We start from the raw sequence: 19,991 nt of genomic DNA, 5'->3' as shown, positions 1-19,991 counted from the left end.
GGTCCACATGTTGAACAGCGAGACAGTTAGACAGGGGCAGTACGAGTGCGGCGGCGTAAGGCAGGAATGATCGCGGTGATGTCCGCAACGGGCATGACGGCGGTCCTTGGTGGCTGTGGGACGACCGGATCCTCGGACGTCACCCTCAGACTCGTCGCAGCCGACTACGGGGACTCCGCCGCCAACAGTTCCCAGAAGTACTGGGACGGACTGGCCAGGGCGTACGAGGCCCAGCACGCCGACGTGAAGGTCGACGTCACCGTCTACTCGTGGAACGACGTCGACCGCAAGGTCAAGGACATGGTCGCCGCCGGCAAGGCGCCCGACCTCGCGCAGATCGGCTCGTACGCCGACTACGCGGCCGCCGGCAAGCTGTACGAGGCCGGGGACCTGCTCTCCATCCCCGTCCAGGCCGACTTCCCCTCCCAGCTCGCCGAGGCGGGCCAGTGGAACCACGCGCAGTACGGCATACCGTTCGCAGGCTCCACGCGCGTCCTCTTCTACAACAAGACCCTGTTCTCCAAGGCCGGCATCACCACCCCGCCCACCACCTGGGACGAACTCGCGGCCGACGCGAAGGCGCTCGACTCGGACGGCGTGAAGTACCCGTACGCGCTGCCGCTCGGCGCCGAGGAGGCCCAGGCGGAGACCATGCAGTGGCTGCTCAGCGGCGGCGGCGGTTACACCGACGACATCGGCACGTACACGATCGACTCCCCGCAGAACGTCGACACCCTCACCTGGCTCAAGGACGAGCTGGTCGACAAGGGCCTGACCGGGCCGACCGCCCCCGGCAGGCTGAACCGCGCGGCGGCGTTCGCCGCGTTCGCCGACGGCCAGGTCGGCATGCTCAACGGCCACCCCACGCTCATCAAGCAGGCCGAGAAGAAGGGCGTGAAGTTCGGCGCCGTCCCCATGCCGGCCCGGGCGGGGCAGGCCACGACCACCCCCTCCATGGGCGTCACCGACTGGATGGCGGCGTTCAGGCAGAACGGCCACGCGGACCAGATCGGCGACTTCCTCGACTACGTCTACAGCGAGAAGAACGTCCTCGACTTCTCCCGCGAGTACGGCCTGCTGCCGGTCACCACGTCGGCGTCCCAGACGATGACCGACTCCCCGAAGCCCCAGGACAAGCAGCTGCTCCCCTTCCTCGAACAGCTGCCGACCTCCGTGCTGTACCCGGCCGGCAAGACCTCCTGGGCCGAGGTCAGCGCCGACGTCAAGAAGCAGATAGGCACGGCGGTCACGTCCACGGGCGACCCCAGCGGTGTCCTCACCCGGCTCCAGGCCGAGGCCGCGGCGGCGGACAGCCGTACGAAGTCGGGCTGAGCGTTACCGTTCTCGGCATGGACCGGCAAGAACTGGGCGCACGCGAGCAGGCGATCCTCGCCCTGGAACGCCGGGGCTTTCCGAGCCCCGGCGCGAAGGAGCGGGCGATCCGCGAGGAACTGGACCTGGCGCCGGTGCGCTACTACCAGCTCCTCAACGCCCTCCTCGACGACCAGCGGGCACTGGCCCACGACCCGGTGACCGTCAATCGGCTGCGACGGGTGCGGGATGCGCGGCGGTCGGAGCGGTGAGGGGGGTGCGCCAGGGGGTACGTGCGGGTCGGTGGGGGCTTGTCGCGCGGTTCCTCCCCCAGCCTTCGGCCGGGGGTGCCCCCAGCGCCCCTTAGGGGCGCTCGGATACTGTCGGCTGTATGGGCACCCACCTCCCGGAACCCCTTCCGACGCCTCGCACCGCCGCCGGTCGCGACGGTCTCGCCGCACTCCTGTCGCAGCCGCGCTCCGCGCTCGTCGGGCTCGACTTCGACGGGACGCTCGCGCCGATCGTCGCCGACCCGGAGCAGGCGCGGGCCCACCCCGACGCCGTACCGGCCCTGGCCGCCCTCGCGCCCAAGGTCGCGGCCGTCGCCGTGATCACCGGCCGCCCCACCGAGATCGCCGTCCGCAACGGCGGCTTCGCCGACGTGCCCGGCCTGGAACACCTCGTCGTCCTCGGCCACTACGGCGCCGAACGCTGGGACGCGGCCACCGGCGAACTCACCGCCCCGCCCGCGCACCCCGGCATCGCCGCCGTCCGCGCCGAACTCCCCGCCGTCGTCGACGCGGCGGGGGCACGGGGCACCTGGACCGAGGACAAGGGCCACGCCGTGGCCGTCCACACCCGCCGGGCCGACGACCCGCAGGCCGCCTTCGAGTCCCTCCGCGCCCCGCTGACCGACCTGGCCACCCGCCACGCCCTGATCGTCGAACCGGGCCGCCTGGTCCTGGAACTCCGTCCCCCGGGCATGGACAAGGGCGTGGCGCTGCGGGAGTTCGCCCGGGAGATCGGCGCGGGCGCGATCCTCTACGCGGGCGACGACCTGGGCGACATCCCGGCCTTCGCGGCCGTGGAGAAACTCCGCGAGGAAGGCGTCCCGGGCCTGCTGGTGTGCAGCGGCAGCGAGGAGGTCACGGAACTCGCCGACCGAGCCGACCTTGTGGTCGACGGCCCGGAAGAAGTCGTACGGCTACTGAAAAACCTGGCCGAGCAGAGCGCTCCGTAGGGAACGCACCCCGTACGGAACGCGCCCCGTAAGGGGCGCTGGGGGCACCCCCGGCCGAAGGCTGGGGGACGAACTGCGCGACAAGCCCCCACCCACCCGCACCCGACCACGCACCGGCGCTACCCCCCCAACGCCCTCAACTGCTCGAGAAACCAAGCCGCAGGCGGCAACGCGGTAGCCCCCGCGGCCAACCGCTCGCACCGCTCCGCCCGCTCCTCCACCCCCATGGTCAAAGCCTCCTGCAGGGCACCGGCCGTCCCTCCGATGTCGTAGGGGTTCACCACCACCGCGTCCTCGCCCAGCTCCTCGTACGCCCCCGCCTCCCGCGAGAGCACCAGCACGCACCCCTCGTCCGAGACCACCGGGATCTCCTTGGCGACCAGGTTCATGCCGTCCCGGATCGGGTTGACCAGCGCCACGTCGGCCAGCCGGTACGCCGCCAGCGACCTCGCGAAGTCGTCCTTCACATGCAGCACCACCGGCGTCCAACCAGCCGTCCCGTACGCCGAGTTGATCTCGTCGGCGACCCGCTGCACCTCGGCCGTGTAGTCCCGGTACACGGCGAGGTCCTGCCGCGACGGGTAGGCGAACGCGACATGCACCACCCGCTCCCGCCACTCGGGGTGGTCGTCGAGCAGCTGCCGGTACGCCAGCAGTCCCCGCACGATGTTCTTCGACAGCTCGGTTCGGTCCACCCGGACGATCGTCCGGCGGCCCTCCCCGATCTCCTCGCGCAGCGCCCGCATCCGCTCGTCCACGTCCGGCTCGTGCGACCGTTTCCGCAGGAACTCCGCGTCGGCCCCCAGCCCGTGCACCCCGATCCGGGTCTCCCCGGACGCCGGGATCCCCGGGCCCAGCACCGCGTGACAGCAGGCCACGAACGCGTCCGCCCAGCGCCGGGTCAGGAACGCCGCGTGATCCGCGCCGAGGATCCCGCTGAGCAGCTCGGCCGCGATGTCGTCGGGGAGCAGCCGGAAGTAGTCCGGCGGCGCCCACGGGGTGTGGGAGAAATGGCCGATCCGCAGATCCGGCCGCAGCCGGCGCAGCATCCGCGGGGCCAGCGCCAGGTGGTAGTCCTGGATGACGACCACCGCGCCCTGGCCCGCCTCCTGGGCCAGCGCCTCGGCGAACGCCTGGTTGTAGGCCTGGTAGGAGGCCCACTGCCGCCGGAACTCCGCGTCGAAGACCGGCTCCAGCGGGGTCTGGTACAGCATGTGGTGGACGAACCAGAGCACCGAGTTCGCGATGCCGTTGTACGCGTCCGAGAACACGTCCTGGGCGATGTCGAGCATCCGGACCTGCTGGCCGCCGGTGTCGCCGGCGGGCAGCCGGCCGCCCTCGGCGCGCCGGACGGCCTCCCGGTCCCCGTCGCTCAGCGCCGCGCACACCCACACCGCGTTCGCGTCCGGCCCGATCGCCGACAGACCGGAGACCAGCCCGCCGCCGCCACGCCGGGCGTGCAGCGCTCCGTCGTCGCGGACGTCGTACGAGACCGGGCCGCGATTGGACGCGACCAGCACCTCGGCACCGTCGGTGGAAGCCATGGGGGAAGCCATACGCCTCAACCTAGCCCGGCCCGGAAACGCTCAAACGTACGGCCGCGCCCGACGCGCCGCCGTATACGGCCGTACGACGAAGTCACGCCACGCTCAGGCCACCCGGCGCTCGGCGTACTCGGTGATCTCCACCATCGGCGGCCGTTCCTCGGTGTCCACGGAGTAGGTGCGCGGTTCGAAGCCGTCCTCACCCCGTTCGAACTGGGTCAGGGCGGGCCGGATCAGGTGGCCGCGGGCCAGCCGCAGCTGGGCGGTGCGGTAGATCGCGGCGGACATCCGGCCGAGGGCCTGGCCGTCCTGGTGGCGGTGCTTGCGGACGCCCACGTCGACCTGGGCGAGAGCGTCCAGGCCGACCAGGTGCAGGGCGTCGACCAGCATGCCGAGCTCCACGCCGTAGCCGACCGGGAAGGGGAGCTGTTCGAGGAGGGAGCGGCGGGCCGCGTACTCGCCGCCGAGCGGCTGGACGAACCCGGCCAGCTGCGGCCAGTGCATGTTCAGCAGCGGACGGGCCATCAGCTCGGTGACCCGGCCGCCCTGACCGGCCGAACCGGCGAGCGGGCGGTCGTACATCGCCTTGACCAGGTCCACGCCCGGGTCGGTCAGCAGCGGGCCGACGATTCCGGTGACGAAGTCGGAGGAGAACTCCCGCAGGTCGGCGTCGACGAAGCAGACGATGTCCCCGGTGGTGACGAGGAGGGAGCGCCAGAGCACCTCGCCCTTGCCGGGCACGGCGGGGATGCGCGGCAGGATCGTGTCGCGGTGCACGACCCGGGCGCCGGCCGCCGCGGCCACGGTCGCCGTCCGGTCGGTGGAACCGGAGTCGACGACCACGATCTCGTCGACGAGCGGTGTCTGCCGCATCAGGTCGTGGCGGATGATCGCGACGATGTCGCCGACGGTCTCCTCCTCGTTGAGGGCGGGCAGCACGACGGAGACGGACTGACCGGTGCGCTGCTTGGCGGCGAGTATCCGGTGCAGCGGGCGGTCGTTCACGGACCAGGAGCGGGTGGCCAGCCAGCGCTCGACTTCTTCCAGCACAGTCAGCGGCTCCTCACTGTCACGATCACACTGCGAGGTGTGATCCATCTCGCGGTTCGGACGACTCTCTCAACTGTCCTGGCCTTCGGTTACAGTCTTGAACAACGCCGATGACCATCGCATGTCCTGGGGTCACCCGGCGTTGACAACTACATACCGCTCATCCAGAGGGGCAGAGGGATACGGCCCGATGAAGCCCCGGCAACCCTCCAGTCGGTTACTCGTGGATCGCCGAACACTGTCGATCACTCGCGAGGCTCCCGGCTAGGGAAGGTGCCAAATCCGTCTCACGGCGAGATGCGTCGTGAGGAAGATGAGGAGAAAGGGCCTCGCCTCTCATGGCTGCGCAGACTGTTGCACCCACCACCGACTCCACCGCCGCTTCCGGTTCCGCCTCCGTCGACCTCGGTCCCGCCGAGGCCCTGAGCTGCCGCGAGTGCGGCCACCGCGTGCCGCTCGGCCCGGTCTTCGCCTGCGAGGAGTGTTTCGGCCCGCTGGAGATCGCCTACGACTTCTCGGCCTACGACACCGAGGAACTGCGGAAGCGGATCGAGGCGGGACCCGCGAACATCTGGCGCTACGCGCCGCTGCTGCCCGTCCCCGCGGACGTGGCGACCAAGCCGAACATCAACCCGGGCTGGACCAAGCTCGTCCAGGCCGACAACCTGGCGAAGGAACTGGGCGTCACCGGCGGCCTGTACGTCAAGGACGACTCCGGCAACCCGACGCACTCCTTCAAGGACCGGGTCGTCGCCCAGGCGGTCGAGGCCGCCCGCGCCTTCGGCTACACCACGCTCTCCTGCTCCTCCACCGGCAACCTGGCCGGCGCGGTCGGTGCCGCCGCCGCCCGGGCCGGCTTCCGCTCCTGCGTGTTCATCCCGCACGACCTTGAGCAGGGCAAGATCGTCATGGCCGCGATCTACGGCGGGGAACTCGTCGGCATCGAGGGCAACTACGACGACGTGAACCGTTTCTGCTCCGAGCTGATCGGTGACTCGGCGGGCGAGGGCTGGGGCTTCGTCAACGTCAACCTGCGGCCGTACTACGCGGAGGGGTCCAAGACCCTGGCGTACGAGATCTGCGAGCAGCTCGGCTGGCGGATCCCGGACCAGCTCGTCATCCCGATCGCCTCCGGCTCCCAGCTCACGAAGATCGACAAGGGGCTCCAGGAGCTGATCAGGCTCGGGCTGGTCGAGGACAGGCCGTACAAGATCTTCGGTGCCCAGGCCGAGGGGTGCTCGCCGGTGTCGGTGGCCTACAAGGCGGGCCACGACGTGGTGCGGCCGCAGAAGCCGAACACCATCGCCAAGTCCCTGGCCATCGGCAACCCGGCCGACGGTCCCTACGTCCTGGACATCGCGCGCCGCACCGGCGGTGCGGTGGAGGACGTCACCGACGAGCAGGTCGTCGACGCGATCAAGCTCCTCGCACGGACCGAGGGGATCTTCGCGGAGACCGCCGGCGGGGTGACCGTCGGCGTGACCAGGAAGCTCATCGAGAACGGGCAGATCGATCCGGCGAAGTCGACCGTCGTACTCAACACGGGTGATGGTCTGAAGACGCTGGACGCCGTGGCGGGGACCGGGCTCACGGCGACCATTCGCCCGAATCTCGAGTCCTTCCGTGAAGCCGGGCTCGCCTGAGTCGGCCGTGAACAACCAAAGGCGTCGCCCCCAACCGGAGGTTCAAACGTGAGCGTCACCGTCCGCATCCCCACCATCCTGCGCACCTACACCGGTGGCCGGGCCGAGGTCAGCGCCGAAGGCGGGACTCTCGGTGAGGTCATCTCCGACCTGGAGAAGAACCACACCGGCATCGCCGGCCGTGTTCTCGACGACGACGGCAAACTGCGCCGCTTCGTGAACGTGTACGTCAATGACGACGACGTGCGCTTCGAGCAGGGTCTGGAGACGGCCACCCCGCACGGGGCCGGCGTCTCGATCATCCCGGCCGTGGCCGGCGGCTGACCTGCCGTCCCGCTGACAGGCTGATCGGATGACCGAACATTACCTTCGGTAACGCCGATCACCGACTGTTCATCTGATTGCCCCCTCCGTGAGAGAAGCGGAGGGGGCAATTCTGTGTGGTTGAGCGCGGTACAGTTGGGGAACACGGTCCCGATCTCCGGGGCGGGAGCCCTGTATTCGTCACCGCCGGCCTGCCAAGAAGTAGCCAAAGTGTGCGGGTCGTATGCGGCTTTTGCGGCTTTTATGGGGCCCGACTTGCCCTGAATTCAGCCGAATTCTTACTACATTCCGGACCCTTCCCGTCCAGAATTCTCGTCCGATTGACCTGTTGCAGACGGCAGTTGGACAGATACATTCAGCCGCGGTCGACGCGTTCCGGCGCACGCCCCCAACCATTGGGGGGTGAGGTCTGACCCGGATCCGCGAAGTGTGGATCTGTGCAAGGGCCAGTAATAGGGGAGTTAGGCATGGCTCAGGGCACCGTCAAGTGGTTCAACGCGGAGAAGGGGTACGGCTTCATCGCGGTCGACGGTGGTGCGGATGTTTTCGTCCACTACAGCGCGATTCAGATGGACGGCTACCGCACCCTGGAGGAAGGCCAGCGGGTCGATTTCGAGATCTCGCAGGGCCAGAAGGGGCCGCAGGCGGACATGGTCCGGCTCGCGACCAGCTGAAGCACGCGCCGACTGACAGCGTCGTTCTTCTCTCTCTGTTCAGAGGGCTCGTATCCCATGGGGAGTCATGGGTTACGAGCCCTTTGGCATGCCCGGGACGAAACGGCGCGCCGGGCGCCGCGGGTGCGGCCCGGCACGGGGTGCCGTGGGGCCGCCGCGCCGGGCGCCGACGGGCGTGGGCGCGCCCCAGTCTCCGGGAGGCGCTTGCACTCGGCATGGGCGAGTGCTAATCATTGGCGTTAGCACTCTGAAGGTGAGAGTGACAAAAATGGACCGGGTCGGTGAGGCCCGCAGGCCGGGTGGGGCAAGGAACCCACGGGTCGGCGAGCCGTCCGTCGCGGGCGCGGGCGCGGTCCGAAGACTCACCCCCAGTCCTGGAGGGACCACTTCACATGGCCAAGATCATCGCGTTCGACGAGGAGGCGCGGCGCGGCCTTGAGCGCGGTATGAACCAGCTCGCCGACGCCGTCAAGGTCACCCTCGGCCCCAAGGGCCGCAACGTCGTCCTTGAGAAGAAGTGGGGCGCCCCCACGATCACCAACGATGGTGTCTCCATCGCCAAGGAGATCGAGCTGGAGGACCCGTACGAGAAGATCGGCGCCGAGCTGGTCAAGGAAGTCGCCAAGAAGACGGACGACGTCGCCGGTGACGGTACGACCACCGCGACCGTTCTCGCCCAGGCCCTGGTCAAGGAAGGCCTGCGCAACGTCGCCGCCGGCGCCAACCCGATGGCCCTGAAGCGCGGTATCGAGAAGGCCGTCGAGGCCGTCTCCGGTGCCCTCCTGGAGCAGGCGAAGGACGTCGAGACCAAGGAGCAGATCGCCTCCACGGCCTCCATCTCCGCCGCCGACACCCAGATCGGCGAGCTCATCGCCGAGGCCATGGACAAGGTCGGCAAGGAAGGCGTCATCACCGTCGAGGAGTCCCAGACCTTCGGTCTGGAGCTGGAGCTCACCGAGGGTATGCGCTTCGACAAGGGCTACATCTCGGCGTACTTCGCCACCGACATGGAGCGTATGGAGGCGTCCCTCGACGACCCGTACATCCTGATCGCCAACTCGAAGATCGGCTCCGTCAAGGACCTGCTCCCGCTGCTGGAGAAGGTCATGCAGTCGGGCAAGCCGCTGCTGATCATCGCCGAGGACGTCGAGGGCGAGGCCCTGTCGACCCTGGTCGTCAACAAGATCCGCGGCACCTTCAAGTCCGTCGCGGTCAAGGCCCCGGGCTTCGGCGACCGCCGCAAGGCGATGCTGAACGACATCGCCATCCTCACCGGCGGCGAGGTCATCTCCGAGGAGGTCGGTCTCAAGCTCGAGAACACGACCCTCGACCTGCTGGGCCGCGCCCGCAAGGTGGTCATCACCAAGGACGAGACCACCATCGTCGACGGTGCCGGCTCCACCGAGCAGGTCCAGGGCCGGGTCAACCAGATCCGCGCCGAGATCGAGCAGTCCGACTCGGACTACGACCGCGAGAAGCTCCAGGAGCGCCTGGCCAAGCTCGCCGGTGGCGTCGCCGTCATCAAGGCCGGTGCCGCGACCGAGGTCGAGCTCAAGGAGCGCAAGCACCGCATCGAGGACGCCGTTCGCAACGCGAAGGCGGCCGTCGAGGAGGGCATCGTCGCCGGTGGTGGCGTGGCCCTGCTCCAGGCCTCCCAGGTGTTCGAGAAGCTGGAGCTCGAGGGTGACGAGGCGACCGGCGCCAACGCCGTGAAGCTCGCCCTGGAGGCCCCGCTCAAGCAGATCGCCGTCAACGGTGGTCTCGAGGGTGGCGTCGTCGTCGAGAAGGTCCGCAACCTCCAGGTCGGCCACGGCCTGAACGCCGCGACCGGCGAGTACGTCGACATGATCGCCGAGGGCATCATCGACCCGGCGAAGGTGACCCGTTCCGCGCTGCAGAACGCCGCCTCCATCGCCGCGCTGTTCCTGACCACCGAGGCCGTCATCGCCGACAAGCCGGAGAAGGCCGCCGCGGCCGCTCCGGGCGGCATGCCGGGCGGTGACATGGACTTCTGATCGACCCTGGTCGATCGCTCGTCCTGACCGAGGGCGGTACCCCCTGATCGCAGGGGGTACCGCCCTCGGGCGTTTTCGCCGTCCGCCGTCCGGCCGGCGCGGTGGATCGTGGCCGGGGTCACACGGCTTTCCGGCGGTGACGGGAATGCGTGCCTCCGAGCGGGCCGTTGAGCACACGTGTGCACTCGATGCGTGTGCACATACCGCCTGGTATACGACACGACCCACCCACGAGGAGCCCCCCACGTGACCGTCACCCAGCCCCCCGCCTCCCGCGCGGCCGAGATCCTGTCCCGTCCGATCACCCTGAACGGGCTCACGGTCCCCAACCGGATCGTGATGGCGCCGATGACCCGCCAGTTCAGCCCGGGCGGCGTCCCCGGCGAGGACGTGGTCTCGTACTACGCGCGCCGGGCCGCCGCCGGTGTCGGCCTGATCGTCACCGAGGGCACGTACGTCGGTCACGACTCGGCCGGGCAGAGCACCCGCGTCCCGCGGTTCCACGGCGAGGAGCAGCTGGCGGGCTGGGCGAAGGTCGCCGAGGGCGTGCACGCGGCCGGCGGCACCATCGTCCCGCAGCTGTGGCACGTCGGCATGGTCCGCAAGCAGGGCCAGCCGCCGGTCGCGGACGCCCCCGCGGTCGGGCCCTCCGGCATCCGCCTGGACGGCACCGAGGGCGAGGGCAGGGCGATGACCCGCGAGGACCTGGACGACGTCATCCGCGCGTTCGCCGAGGCCGCGGCCGCCGCCGAGCGCATCGGCTTCGACGGGGTCGAGCTGCACGGCGCCCACGGCTACCTCCTCGACCAGTTCCTGTGGGCGGGCACCAACCGCCGTACCGACGGCTACGGCGGCGACCCGGTCGCCCGTACCAGGTTCGCGGCGGAGATCGTGGCCGCCGTGCGCGCGTCGGTCTCCCCGGAGTTCCCGGTGATCTTCCGCTACTCGCAGTGGAAGTCGGACAACTACGACGCCCGCCTCGCCGAGACCCCGGAGGAGCTGGAGGCGATCCTCAGCCCGCTGGCGGCGGCCGGTGTCGACGTCTTCCACGCCTCCACCCGCCGCTACTGGCTCCCCGAGTTCGACGGCTCCGACCTCAACCTGGCGGGCTGGACCAAGAAGCTGACCGGGAAGCCGGCCATCACCGTCGGCTCGGTCGGCCTGGACGGCGACTTCATCAAGGCCTTCGCGGGCGAGGGCTCCCCGACCCGGGGCATCGAGGACCTCCTCGACAGCCTGGAACGCGACGAGTACGACATGGTCGCCGTCGGCCGCGCCCTCCTCCAGGACCCGGAGTGGGCGGCGAAGGTGCTGGGCGGCCGTACCCAGGACCTGAAGTCGTACGACGCGGAGGCACTGAAGACCCTGAGCTGACCCACCCCGTGCGCCCCCGGCCCGGCGGCGGCCGACCGCGGAGCGGGGGCGCACGCGTACGTCGGGGACGGCGCGCGGACCGTGCCGGGCATCCGGGGCGCCTCGGGCCGGTGATGGCCGGGGGATGCGCCGGTACCTTCGCGAGCATGCGGATACTGCATCTCTCGGACACGCACCTGGAACGCACCGACACCCCCAACCGGCGCGGCGTCAACGCCACCGCCTCCCTGCGGCTCATGCTCGCCGAGCTCGGCGGTCTGACCTGCTTCGACGCGGTCGTCGTCACCGGCGACCTGGCCGACGAGGGCGCGGTCGAGGCGTACACCGCCCTGCGCACCCTGATCGGCGGCTACGCGCGGGAGCGGAACATCCCCCTTTTCTGCACCACCGGCAACCACGACGAGCGCGAGGCCTTCGCCAAGGTGCTGGGCAGCGGGCATCTGGCCGCCGACGGCACCGACCGCGCGGAGCAGGTGTTCGGCGGCGAGGAGGTGGCCGCCGTCAGCACGGTCGGCGGCCGGCGCTTCATCACCCTGGACTCGCTGGTGCCGGGCAAGGTGTACGGCCGGCTCGGCGCGCCCCAGCTGGAGTGGCTGCGCGAGGTGCTGCGCACCCCGGCCGAGCACGGCACGGTCCTCGCCTTCCACCACCCGCCCTTCGCCCTGGACCTCTCGGTGACCCAGCCGGCCTTCGGGCTGCGCGACCCGGGCGAACTGGCGGCGGCGATCCGGGGCGGTGACGTGCGGATGATCCTCAACGGGCACTACCACCTCCAGCTCTTCGGCCTGCTGGAGTCGGTGCCGGTGTGGGTGACGCCGGGGGTCGTCAACCGGATCGACCTGAGCGTGGCCCCCGGTGAGCGGGCGGTGCGCGGCGCGTCGGCGTCGCTGGTGGAGCTGGGCGGCCCGTCCGGTCCGCTGTGCCACACCTTCCACGCGCGCGATCCGCGGGCCCACGAGACCGTGTACGAGATCGACGAGGCGCAGGCCAGGGAGTTCGTCGCCCGGCACGGCTGACGGGCCGGCCGGTACGGGTCCGGATCAGAGGTTGCCGAGGGGCTCGATGTCCCTGTGGACGGGGGTGCCCCAGACCCGCAGCACCTCGTAGTCGGTGAACTCGTGGACGAGCCGGTAGGCCATGGCCGGCCGGGAACCGTGGCGCTGGGCACTGAGGTACAGCTCGGCCTCGCGCCGGTCCCGGCGGGGGGTGCCGCACAGCTCCCACTCCCGTCCGTTCCACGCCTCCGGCAGCCACCGCTGCTGGGCCTGCGGCCGGTCCGCACGCACCCCGTACCGGGACATCGAGGGCCCCGCGGCCGCCTCGCCCTGCGCCGGCCGGGACCCGCCCGCGAACTCCGACCGCCGGGCGGCCCGCCGCCGCGTCTCGCAGAGCAGACACAGATCCGGGGCGCTCTTGTCCACGGGCCCCTGCGGGTGCTCGGCGCACCGCGTGGCGGGCGCGGACGCGACGACGCTCTCCTCCAGCAGGTCGAGAGCGCGCCGGAGGTCGTCCTTGACCTCGTGCAGCTTGGCGTCGGACGTGGTGGCGGTCAGCGCCTCCCCGTGCTCACCGAGCAGACGAAGGGCCCGGCCCAGGGCGGTGAGCTGCGCGTGATTCATGCACCCCAGCGTGGCACACGACGCTGACAACGCTCCGTCGGAGCGAAGGAGAGAAGAGGGCTCGGAGCCGGCGGCCCGAGTCCGGGCAACCTTTCTCACATCGCCCAGTAGTCGCGCTCGGGCAGTTCGACCCAGTGGTCCGGTGGCCCGAGGACCGCGCGGGCGTCGGTCGGGCGGAGGCCGGCGGTCACTGCCCGGCAGCCGCCACGAAGGCCGCCCAGGCCTCCGACCGGAACACGAGCTTCGGGCCGTGGGGGGCGGTTTTGGAGTCACGGACGGGGATGAGGGGGGCGAGGTCGTGGGTGATTTCGAGGCAGTTGTCGGCGTTACCGCTGTAGCTCGACTTGATCCATGTGCCCGCGCTCCGGTCGTGTTCAGGGGTGTTCCTCATGCGCGTAATCCTGCGCCAACGCCTCGATCAGGGCCAGGGACTTCTCCTGCGAGAGCGCGGACGCGACGAGGAGGTCGAACACGAACCTCAGCTGGGTGACGGTGGCCGGGTCGTCCTCCAGCCGTCCGGTGCGGACTCCTTCCAGGTAGGCCAGGGGAGGAGCGTCCTCGAATTCCATCAGCTTCAGCGCACCTTCCATCGCGGTGTGCGCACCTGCGCTGAGTGGCAGCACCTGCGCGACGATCCGGCCTCTGCGAGCGAGACCGGCGATGTGGTTCAGGGCTTCCACCATCACTGCGCGGCCCCCCGCCCCCCGGTGCAACGCCGCCTCGTCGAGTACCACCCACAACATCGGCTTTGTTGGATCGTCGAGCAGGCGGACCCGTGCCATCCGGTTGTCCACCCATTCCTCGACGGTCTCCTCCGGTGTGGTCGGGTCGTAGGCGCGGTTCACCGCTCGCGCGTAGGCGGGAGTCTGCAGCAGGCCGGGGATCAGAAGCGGGGCGTACTGTCTGATGGCCGTCGCCTGGGCTTCCGATTCCGCCGCCTCCGCGAAGTGGTCTTGATATCTCGACTTGGCCGCCGCCGCACAGTTCCGGCCGAAGAAGCCGTTCGTGGAAAGGACTTCGTCCAGCATTCGTGCGATGTCCGGCAGCATCCGCCGTGTGCCCGCCTCCAACTGGCCGACGAACGACCCGCTCACGAAGAGCCGTTGCCCCAGTTCCGTCTGGCTGAGGCCGGCCTTCTCGCGCACGTGCCGCAACTCCGCTCCCAGCAGCGCGCGCGGTGACGAGGACGGGTCCAGATCCTTCGGCCCGGCCATGGGCGACCCCCTGTCGAACAGCCCGGGTTGTTGGGATGTCGTGTCTAGCCAGGTTAGAGCCGTGGTCGACACGCTGTGTGGCGATCGTGGAACTCAACGTGGAGGTGGGAACGGTGCGGCCGACCGAGGAAGTGGTGGAGTCGTTGCGGGCGGCGCTGAAGGGGGCCGGGGTCGTGCTGCCGTCGTTGTGCGTGGATCCGGTGACCGGTGCGAGTGAGGAGCCCTTCGCCCTGGTCGAGCTGGGGCGCTGCAATGTCCGGGTGGCGGAGCGGCTTGCCTCGGTGGTGCGGGGTGAACGGCCGCCCGTGGGGGCGTATGCGGCGGACGTCCGGGACGGGCGGGTCGGTGAGGTCGCGGGGCACGTCGGCGGCACGGTACGGCTGCGGCCCGTGGCCGGTGGCCGGGAGTGGGACTGCCCGGCGGAGTCGCTGGAGCCGGCACCGCCGGACGAGGTGCTGCGGGCGCAGGTTCGGCGGGTCAACCAGGCGCGCAGGATGCCGTGCTGAGCGCATGGGTCACAGGCAGCCGCTGATGCGCTCGTGCCGCACGGGCCGCCTGGAGAAGGACGGAAGCGAGGCGAGCGAAACGCGGAACCGCGGCCGGCGGGGGCGGGTCAGCCGGCCGCCGTGGCGAGCGCGGCGCGCAGACGGCCGCCGGACTCCTCCAGAAGGCGGGCGGCGGTGGGTCCGTCGACACCGGCCAGGATCACCAGGACCGCGTTCTTCACCTCGCCATGGGTCGCGGTGAGGGCCTGCTCGATCTCCTCCTCCCCGGCTCCGGTCGCCAGGGCCACGATCCGTCTGGACCGGGCGCGCAGCTTCTCGTTCGAGGCCCGGACGTCGACCATCAGGTTCCCGTAGGTCTTGCCCAGCCGGATCATCGTGATCGTCGACAGCATGTTGAGGACGAGCTTCTGGGCGGTGCCGGCCTTCAGGCGGGTGGAGCCGGCGAGCAGTTCGGGGCCGACGACCACCTCGATGCCGTGCTCGGCGGCGACCGCCAGCGCGCTGCCCGCGTTGCAGGAGAGGCCGACGGTCAGGGCGCCGAGGGACCGGGCGTGTTCGACGGCGCCCACGGCGTACGGGGTGCGGCCGGAGGCCGAGACACCGACGACGCAGTCGACGGCGCCGACCCCGAGCGCGTCGAGGTCCCGCCGGGCCAGCTCCGCCGAGTCCTCCGCGCCCTCCACCGACGTGACCAGGGCCTCGGGGCCGCCCGCGATCACGCCGACGACCTGCCCGGGGGCGGTGTCGAAGGTGGGCGGGCATTCGGAGGCGTCGAGCACCCCGAGCCGCCCGGCGGTGCCGGCTCCGGCGTAGACGAGCCGTCCGCCCTCGGCCATTCGGGCCGAGACCGCGTCGATGGCAGCGGCGATCTCGGGCAGGCGAAGTGCGACGGCGGCCGCGACCCCGGCGTCCTCGCCGTTCATGAGCCGCGCGATGTCCAGGGTGGGAAGCGTGTCGATCTCGGAGAGCTCCGGCCGGAACGCCTCGGTGGTGAGCCCCTCCAGCTGGGAGCGGAGGGCACGGTGTTCGGTGGTCATGACGACGGCTCTTCTCAATCAGCGCTGGATCAAGCAACTCAGGGGCGCTGGGGGTACCCCCGGCCGAAGGCTGGGGGAGGAACTGCGCGACCAGCCATGATGCAGCCGCAGCCGCAGAAATACCCGCATGCCCACGATCTATCGAGGAACGTTCCGGTGCCGGTGGGCCAGCGCCTCGTAGGTCGCCGCCAACGCCGGAGCCGCCGTCTCGTACGTCCGCTGCGCGACCCCCACGAAGAGACAGTCCACCACAAGGAGCTGACTGGTCCGCGAGGACATCGCGGCCGGCCGCAGCTCGCTCTCCCGCGAGGTCGAGGTCGTCAGCACGTGGTCGGCGTACTGCGCGACCGAGGAGTCCGGCCGCCCGGTGACGGCGACCGTCGTGGCACCCCGTTCGAAGGCGACCCGCAAGGGCTCTATGACATCCCCGGTGGCCCCGGAGTGCGTGATCGCGACGGCCACGTCGCCCGCCCGCAGCTGCACCGCGTTGGTGACCGCGAGATGCGGATCGCTGTGCGCCTGCGCGATCAGCCCTATCCGCAGCAGCTTCTGCGCCAGGTCCTGGGCGACCAGCCCCGACGCCCCGATGCCGTAGACGTCGGTCCGGCGCGCCCCGGCGAGCGCGGCCACCGCGGCTCCCAGCTGCGCGGTGTCCAGGCCGGCTGCGGTGTCCGCGAGGGTCTGCTGCTCGTCGTAGGCGAGTTTCGCGACGACGTCGGCGATCGGGTCGTCGACGGCTATGTCGGTGGTGATCGCGGGGGCCCGCCCCGACTGCTGGTGCGCGGCGAGCCCGGCGAGGGCGAGCCGCAGGTCCCGGTAGCCGGGGTAGCCGAGCAGGCGGGCGGTGCGGACGACGGTCGCCTCGCTGGTGCCGGTGCGCTCCGCGAGTCCGGTGACCGTGAGGGCCGCACAGCCGGCGGGATCGCCGGCGACGGCTTCGGCGACCCGCTGCATGGAGCGGGTCATGGAGGGGGCGAGGGTGCGGACCTTGGCGGCGAGCGCGGCGGGAGCCGGGGGCGCGCTCGCCGGGGTCCGGGGCCGGTCCGGACGGTTGCCGAAAATTTCCTTCACGATCTCGCTCACCTCTGAAAGATATTTTCGTTTCGGGTGCCCGGTCAAGACCGCGCACAATAGGACCCATGGACCCCGTGAGCCCCCTGGAACAGTCGCTGCACGCCGCCCGCGCCCTGGTGCTCGCCGATCTGGTCGCGGGCGAGGTCGCCGAGGCCGACGTCGTCTCGCTGGTCGAGGACTCCGTGGTACAGCGGCGCTGGTGGGTCGAGCAGTGGCCGGACGGGGCGGCGTACGTGGCGGGGCTGGTCGCCCAGGACGTACAGGACGCGCTCCTCGAACGGTACGGCCGCTGGCCGCTGTGTCCGGTGTGCGGCACCGGCGACCCGCACGCCCTCGACGTCGAACCGGAACTCGGCCCCGACCCGCACTGGGTGTGCCACAAGGCGGGCGTGAAGGTCGCCTCCGTCGGCTCCCTGGGCCGGGCCACGGGCGGGATGGCGTCCTCGTGACGACGGCTGCCGGGGCGGTGCCGCGATGACGGTGTACATCGACCCGCCGACCTGGCCGGGCCACGGCCGCATGTGGTCCCACCTGGTCAGCGACGTCTCCTATGCCGAACTGCACGACTTCGCCGAGGGTCTGGGCGTACCCCGCCGCGCCTTCGAGCGGGATCACTACGACGTCCCGTCGCACCGCTACCCGGACGCGGTACGGGCGGGCGCGGTCGAGGTCAGCAGCCGCGAGGTGGTCCGCCTGCTGCACGGCGCGGGACTGCGCCGGCGCAAGGGCCGGGTGCCCCCGGACCGGCGGCTACCGGGGCGCCCGTAGTTCGAACGCCAGCCCCTCCTCGTCCTCGCTCACCTTCGTGAAGCCGGCACGGGTCACGACCGCCTGGGACGGTGTGTTGGCCGGCTCGATCGTGGCGAACAGGGAGGAGACGTCGGGGCGGGGCAGGGCCCAGTCGGCCAGCGCGCGCAGTGCTTCGGTGGCGTAGCCCTGGCCGCGCGCGGACTCGGTCAGGTCGTAGCCGACCTCCACGCGGCCGTCCTCGTCCGGCGCGGAGTGGAAGCCGAGGCCGCCCACCGCCCGGCCGTCCGCCCGCCGGACCAGGGCGAAGACGCCGAACTCCGGCCGGTGCGTGCCCCCTTCGTACGCCTTCAGCAGGAAACCGGCGGCGTCCCGGGTGCCCTCGTAGGGGCCGCCCTCCGCCCACTCGAAGCCGCCGTCGCCGCCGAGGCGCAGGTCGCGGGCCTCGGCGGGGCGGATGCCGACCAGGTCGAGGCGGTCGGCGGCGATGACGAGGTTGTTGTGCCAGCGCCAGCCGGTGACCGGGGCGCGGCCGGGCAGCTCGCCGCGGCCGGTGGCCCACAGCAGGGTCGCCCAGGGGGTGGGACCGGGCTGGACGTGCGGGAACAGCAACGCCAGCACGGAGTCGGCCAGTTCGTCGGACGGCCGGTAGGGGAGCCCGAGGCCCGTCGCCATGTCGTGTGTGTGCAGCAGCACTTCGGCGATGCCCATCGCGGCGAAGCCCGCCCGGTCCGCGCTGCGGAAGGGGTAGGGGTGGAAGGCGCGGACCCCGCGCGCGGTGGTCCGGACCGTGGCGGCGAGCAGCGCGCCGGTCGTCTCGACGACGTGCAGCAGGCCGGAGTTGTCGGTGCCGTCGTCGAGTCTGAGCTCGAAGGGCACGTACGCGTCCCGGGCGCGTCCGGCCAGGTTCGCGGCGTAGGCGACGAGATCGTCGGCGACATGGACCGCGGTCTCGTGACAGCTCCAGTCCAGGCCCCCTGCGCGCACCTCCGCCCAGTTCCTGGCCACCGCGGGCCGTAGTGCCGCGACACAGCCCGCGACGGCCTCTTCCACCTGATCCCCGCCCGTTTCCCGCATGGGCCGCACCCTAGGGCGTCGGATCCTGCGCGGTCGACAGCATTTCCAGCTCGGCGGCGAGGTTGTAGCGGGCGGTCGGCTCCCACTCCGTCCGGCCGTACGGGGTCCTGAAGAGCGTGGGCAGGCCGAGCAGTTGACGCAGGATCGCCGAACGGCCCTCGCGGAAGGCGTCGTTCGGGACGAAGTGGTACTCCTCGCGGACCTCGGCGGTGTAGGCGGCGTACGCGGCGGGCGGGGCGGCCAGGATCGCGAGGTCGGCGTCGCACAGGACCTCGCCGTTGCGGTCGCCGGGGGCAGGGTCGTGGCCGACGGTGAGCCGGACCAGGCGGGCGACCTCGGCGGTCTGCCTCGCCGGGAGCCCGGCCTCCGGCAGGGCGCGCTCGGCCAGACGGGCCGAACGCTCCTCGTTCGTCGACCGGTCCGGCAGGTACACCGCGTCGTGGAACCAGGCGGCGAGCCGGACCAGGTCCGGCTCGTCCGCGTACTCCTCCAGCACGTCGACGTGGTCGAGGACCGCCGCCAGGTGCGCGACCGTGTGGTACCGCCGCTGGGGTTCCTGCCAGCGGCGGAGCAGTTCGTCGGCGTACCGGTGCGGGGAGGGCACGCAGGAGTCGTCGTCCCGCGACCTGAGGAAGGCGGTCAGCCAGCGGGCGCGCAGGGCGTCGAGATCGGCCATGCGCCCATTCTCCCGCGCTGCACCGGGATGCCCCTAGCGTGGGACACATGACTGCTGCTGCTGCTGCTGCTGACGACGTACGTGATCCCTCGCTGCCCGGCCGTCTCCTCGCCGCCGAGCGGGACGCGCTGCTCCCGCTGCTGCGCTCCCTGCCGGACGCCGACTTCGCCCTGCCGACCGCCGCGTGCCCGGGCTGGACGGTGCGTGACGTGCTCGCCCACTGCTCGGCCGCGCTGGCCCGGGTGGTGGAGAGCCGGTTCGAGAAAGGCGTGTTCTCGCCCGAGTCCAACGAGCGGGACATCGCGGAGCGCGCCGAGTGGACGAACGCCCGGATCCTCGACGAGCTGGAACACGGGATGACCGAGGCCGGCGCGGTGCTCGCGGGGCGGGCCGACGGCGCCTGGGACGGGATCGCCTTCGGGGAGTGGGTGCACGCCGGCGACGTCCGCGACTGCCTCGGCGAGCCCGGCGCCTACACCGGCGAGGGCCGGCCGTACGCGCTCACGCTGCTGTCCCGGGTCACCCGGGACCGGGGGCGGCCGCGCCTGCAGGCGGACCTGGACGACGTGGACGACCCGCTGCACCTGGGCGTGCCGAGCGGGACACGGACCCCGGCCCGTTTCATCGGGGACACGGCGACGCTCGTACGGCTGTACACGGGGCGGGCGGTCGACGGGGTGTCCTACGAGCTGACCGGGGCGGAGGCGGGGGAGCTGAACCTGTACGGATGACCGGCCGGGGGCGGTCTCGCGGCCGCGTGTGGTGCCCACGTAAACTTGGATTGGACTAGACCTCATGAGGTCGGTCCGGTCGGCCGGCTGATCGGCGGGCTTTGCCACGGGTACACGGGGAACACCACGGAAGGG

Annotated in this window: 22 protein-coding genes and 1 riboswitch; of the genes, 13 read left to right on the top strand and 9 right to left on the bottom strand. The window is 71.2% G+C overall.

Features of this window, described 5'->3' with window-relative positions:
* Positions 1–78: 78 nt before the first annotated feature.
* The 3 genes from ACFY3I_RS32290 (at position 79) to otsB (ending at position 2,551) form a co-directional block, all read left to right on the top strand.
* The gene (locus ACFY3I_RS32290; RefSeq protein ID WP_390864602.1) at positions 79–1,332 is read left to right on the top strand and encodes an extracellular solute-binding protein; all 1,254 of its coding nucleotides are present in this window, start codon (positions 79–81) and stop codon (positions 1,330–1,332) included.
* Positions 1,333–1,349: 17 nt separating this feature from the next.
* The gene (locus ACFY3I_RS32285) at positions 1,350–1,583 is read left to right on the top strand and encodes a DUF3263 domain-containing protein (RefSeq protein ID WP_390864601.1); all 234 of its coding nucleotides are present in this window, start codon (positions 1,350–1,352) and stop codon (positions 1,581–1,583) included.
* 119 nt (positions 1,584–1,702) lie between these two features.
* On the top strand, positions 1,703–2,551 hold the full coding sequence (gene otsB, locus ACFY3I_RS32280) for a trehalose-phosphatase (RefSeq protein WP_390864600.1): 849 nt from the start codon (positions 1,703–1,705) through the stop codon (positions 2,549–2,551).
* 119 nt (positions 2,552–2,670) lie between these two features.
* On the opposite strand, the gene ACFY3I_RS32275 is transcribed toward otsB, so the two are convergent.
* Together ACFY3I_RS32275 and ACFY3I_RS32270 are read right to left on the bottom strand one after the other, a co-directional pair.
* Positions 2,671–4,095 carry a trehalose-6-phosphate synthase gene (locus ACFY3I_RS32275; RefSeq protein ID WP_390864599.1) on the bottom strand — a complete coding sequence of 475 codons (1,425 nt, stop codon included), beginning with the start codon at positions 4,093–4,095 and terminating at the stop codon, positions 2,671–2,673.
* Positions 4,096–4,200: 105 nt separating this feature from the next.
* On the bottom strand, positions 4,201–5,145 hold the full coding sequence (locus tag ACFY3I_RS32270; RefSeq protein WP_390864598.1) for a glucosyl-3-phosphoglycerate synthase: 945 nt from the start codon (positions 5,143–5,145) through the stop codon (positions 4,201–4,203).
* Positions 5,146–5,302: 157 nt separating this feature from the next.
* Positions 5,303–5,465, top strand: a riboswitch (SAM riboswitch).
* An 18-nt stretch (positions 5,466–5,483) separates the two neighbouring features.
* Between ACFY3I_RS32270 and thrC the strand changes: the two genes are divergently transcribed.
* The 6 genes from thrC to ACFY3I_RS32240 all read left to right on the top strand — a co-directional run bounded on the left by thrC (position 5,484) and on the right by ACFY3I_RS32240 (position 12,191).
* A complete protein-coding gene (thrC, locus tag ACFY3I_RS32265) occupies positions 5,484–6,788 on the top strand; it encodes a threonine synthase (RefSeq protein WP_390864596.1) in 1,305 nt (434 codons plus the stop codon).
* A 48-nt stretch (positions 6,789–6,836) separates the two neighbouring features.
* The gene (locus ACFY3I_RS32260; RefSeq protein ID WP_365289654.1) at positions 6,837–7,112 is read left to right on the top strand and encodes a MoaD/ThiS family protein; all 276 of its coding nucleotides are present in this window, start codon (positions 6,837–6,839) and stop codon (positions 7,110–7,112) included.
* Between the two features lie 467 nt (positions 7,113–7,579).
* Complete coding sequence (locus tag ACFY3I_RS32255) at positions 7,580–7,786, top strand: cold-shock protein (protein WP_019057200.1); 207 nt, start codon at positions 7,580–7,582, stop codon at positions 7,784–7,786.
* 392 nt (positions 7,787–8,178) lie between these two features.
* Positions 8,179–9,801, top strand: coding sequence for a chaperonin GroEL (groL, locus tag ACFY3I_RS32250; protein ID WP_351711336.1), 1,623 nt, complete (start codon positions 8,179–8,181; stop codon positions 9,799–9,801).
* Positions 9,802–10,047: 246 nt separating this feature from the next.
* The gene (locus tag ACFY3I_RS32245; RefSeq protein ID WP_390864595.1) at positions 10,048–11,175 is read left to right on the top strand and encodes an NADH:flavin oxidoreductase; all 1,128 of its coding nucleotides are present in this window, start codon (positions 10,048–10,050) and stop codon (positions 11,173–11,175) included.
* Between the two features lie 146 nt (positions 11,176–11,321).
* Entirely contained in the window at positions 11,322–12,191 is an 870-nt protein-coding gene (locus ACFY3I_RS32240) for a metallophosphoesterase family protein (RefSeq protein ID WP_390864594.1), read from the top strand.
* A 24-nt stretch (positions 12,192–12,215) separates the two neighbouring features.
* Here ACFY3I_RS32240 and ACFY3I_RS32235 read toward each other — a convergent pair whose 3' ends face one another.
* From ACFY3I_RS32235 to ACFY3I_RS32225, 3 genes are all read right to left on the bottom strand, one after another.
* Positions 12,216–12,794 carry a hypothetical protein gene (locus ACFY3I_RS32235; RefSeq protein WP_390864593.1) on the bottom strand — a complete coding sequence of 193 codons (579 nt, stop codon included), beginning with the start codon at positions 12,792–12,794 and terminating at the stop codon, positions 12,216–12,218.
* A gap of 187 nt (positions 12,795–12,981) precedes the next feature.
* Positions 12,982–13,185, bottom strand: a complete 204-nt coding sequence (locus ACFY3I_RS32230; RefSeq protein WP_390864592.1) for a DUF397 domain-containing protein — start codon at positions 13,183–13,185, stop codon at positions 12,982–12,984.
* Entirely contained in the window at positions 13,169–14,008 is an 840-nt protein-coding gene (locus ACFY3I_RS32225; protein WP_390864591.1) for a helix-turn-helix domain-containing protein, read from the bottom strand. Before ACFY3I_RS32225 ends, ACFY3I_RS32230 begins: the two co-directional genes overlap by 17 nt.
* 113 nt (positions 14,009–14,121) lie before the next feature.
* Between ACFY3I_RS32225 and ACFY3I_RS32220 the strand changes: the two genes are divergently transcribed.
* A complete protein-coding gene (locus tag ACFY3I_RS32220; protein WP_390864675.1) occupies positions 14,122–14,514 on the top strand; it encodes a hypothetical protein in 393 nt (130 codons plus the stop codon).
* Positions 14,515–14,621: 107 nt separating this feature from the next.
* Here the strand turns inward: ACFY3I_RS32220 and murQ are convergent, their stop codons facing one another.
* Positions 14,622–15,551 carry an N-acetylmuramic acid 6-phosphate etherase gene (murQ, locus tag ACFY3I_RS32215; RefSeq protein ID WP_390864590.1) on the bottom strand — a complete coding sequence of 310 codons (930 nt, stop codon included), beginning with the start codon at positions 15,549–15,551 and terminating at the stop codon, positions 14,622–14,624.
* A gap of 138 nt (positions 15,552–15,689) precedes the next feature.
* Positions 15,690–16,634 carry a MurR/RpiR family transcriptional regulator gene (locus tag ACFY3I_RS32210; protein ID WP_390864589.1) on the bottom strand — a complete coding sequence of 315 codons (945 nt, stop codon included), beginning with the start codon at positions 16,632–16,634 and terminating at the stop codon, positions 15,690–15,692.
* 56 nt (positions 16,635–16,690) lie between these two features.
* Here ACFY3I_RS32210 and ACFY3I_RS32205 point away from each other — a divergent pair, with 56 nt between their 5' ends.
* A complete protein-coding gene (locus ACFY3I_RS32205) occupies positions 16,691–17,074 on the top strand; it encodes a hypothetical protein (protein WP_365289646.1) in 384 nt (127 codons plus the stop codon).
* A gap of 25 nt (positions 17,075–17,099) precedes the next feature.
* Positions 17,100–17,393, top strand: a complete 294-nt coding sequence (locus tag ACFY3I_RS32200; RefSeq protein ID WP_365289645.1) for a DUF4031 domain-containing protein — start codon at positions 17,100–17,102, stop codon at positions 17,391–17,393.
* Here ACFY3I_RS32200 and ACFY3I_RS32195 read toward each other — a convergent pair.
* Entirely contained in the window at positions 17,376–18,449 is a 1,074-nt protein-coding gene (locus tag ACFY3I_RS32195) for a GNAT family N-acetyltransferase (RefSeq protein WP_390864588.1), read from the bottom strand. The two genes, ACFY3I_RS32200 and ACFY3I_RS32195, sit on opposite strands and share 18 nt — an antisense overlap.
* A gap of 10 nt (positions 18,450–18,459) precedes the next feature.
* Positions 18,460–19,125, bottom strand: coding sequence for a hypothetical protein (locus tag ACFY3I_RS32190; protein WP_390864587.1), 666 nt, complete (start codon positions 19,123–19,125; stop codon positions 18,460–18,462).
* Positions 19,126–19,172: 47 nt separating this feature from the next.
* Here ACFY3I_RS32190 and ACFY3I_RS32185 point away from each other — a divergent pair, with 47 nt between their 5' ends.
* Positions 19,173–19,856, top strand: a complete 684-nt coding sequence (locus ACFY3I_RS32185) for a maleylpyruvate isomerase family mycothiol-dependent enzyme (protein WP_390864586.1) — start codon at positions 19,173–19,175, stop codon at positions 19,854–19,856.
* The last annotated feature ends 135 nt before the right edge of the window (positions 19,857–19,991 follow it).

Source organism: Streptomyces sp. NPDC001068 (assembly GCF_042897315.1).
Lineage (GTDB): Bacteria > Actinomycetota > Actinomycetes > Streptomycetales > Streptomycetaceae > Streptomyces.
Note: the sequence above shows the minus strand (reverse complement) of the source record. Positions and strands in the feature narration are given on the sequence as shown.

Coding starts and splice junctions, on each gene's coding strand:
- otsB (WP_390864600.1), top strand. CDS start 1,703: ATGGGCACCCACCTCCCGGAACCCCTTCCGACGCCTCGCACCGCCGCC.
- murQ (WP_390864590.1), bottom strand. CDS start 15,551: ATGACCACCGAACACCGTGCCCTCCGCTCCCAGCTGGAGGGGCTCACC.
- ACFY3I_RS32230 (WP_390864592.1), bottom strand. CDS start 13,185: ATGAGGAACACCCCTGAACACGACCGGAGCGCGGGCACATGGATCAAG.
- ACFY3I_RS32285 (WP_390864601.1), top strand. CDS start 1,350: ATGGACCGGCAAGAACTGGGCGCACGCGAGCAGGCGATCCTCGCCCTG.
- ACFY3I_RS32185 (WP_390864586.1), top strand. CDS start 19,173: ATGACTGCTGCTGCTGCTGCTGCTGACGACGTACGTGATCCCTCGCTG.
- ACFY3I_RS32275 (WP_390864599.1), bottom strand. CDS start 4,095: ATGGCTTCCACCGACGGTGCCGAGGTGCTGGTCGCGTCCAATCGCGGC.
- thrC (WP_390864596.1), top strand. CDS start 5,484: ATGGCTGCGCAGACTGTTGCACCCACCACCGACTCCACCGCCGCTTCC.
- groL (WP_351711336.1), top strand. CDS start 8,179: ATGGCCAAGATCATCGCGTTCGACGAGGAGGCGCGGCGCGGCCTTGAG.
- ACFY3I_RS32195 (WP_390864588.1), bottom strand. CDS start 18,449: ATGCGGGAAACGGGCGGGGATCAGGTGGAAGAGGCCGTCGCGGGCTGT.
- ACFY3I_RS32255 (WP_019057200.1), top strand. CDS start 7,580: ATGGCTCAGGGCACCGTCAAGTGGTTCAACGCGGAGAAGGGGTACGGC.
- ACFY3I_RS32225 (WP_390864591.1), bottom strand. CDS start 14,008: ATGGCCGGGCCGAAGGATCTGGACCCGTCCTCGTCACCGCGCGCGCTG.
- ACFY3I_RS32205 (WP_365289646.1), top strand. CDS start 16,691: ATGGACCCCGTGAGCCCCCTGGAACAGTCGCTGCACGCCGCCCGCGCC.
- ACFY3I_RS32290 (WP_390864602.1), top strand. CDS start 79: ATGTCCGCAACGGGCATGACGGCGGTCCTTGGTGGCTGTGGGACGACC.
- ACFY3I_RS32200 (WP_365289645.1), top strand. CDS start 17,100: ATGACGGTGTACATCGACCCGCCGACCTGGCCGGGCCACGGCCGCATG.
- ACFY3I_RS32190 (WP_390864587.1), bottom strand. CDS start 19,125: ATGGCCGATCTCGACGCCCTGCGCGCCCGCTGGCTGACCGCCTTCCTC.
- ACFY3I_RS32235 (WP_390864593.1), bottom strand. CDS start 12,794: ATGAATCACGCGCAGCTCACCGCCCTGGGCCGGGCCCTTCGTCTGCTC.
- ACFY3I_RS32240 (WP_390864594.1), top strand. CDS start 11,322: ATGCGGATACTGCATCTCTCGGACACGCACCTGGAACGCACCGACACC.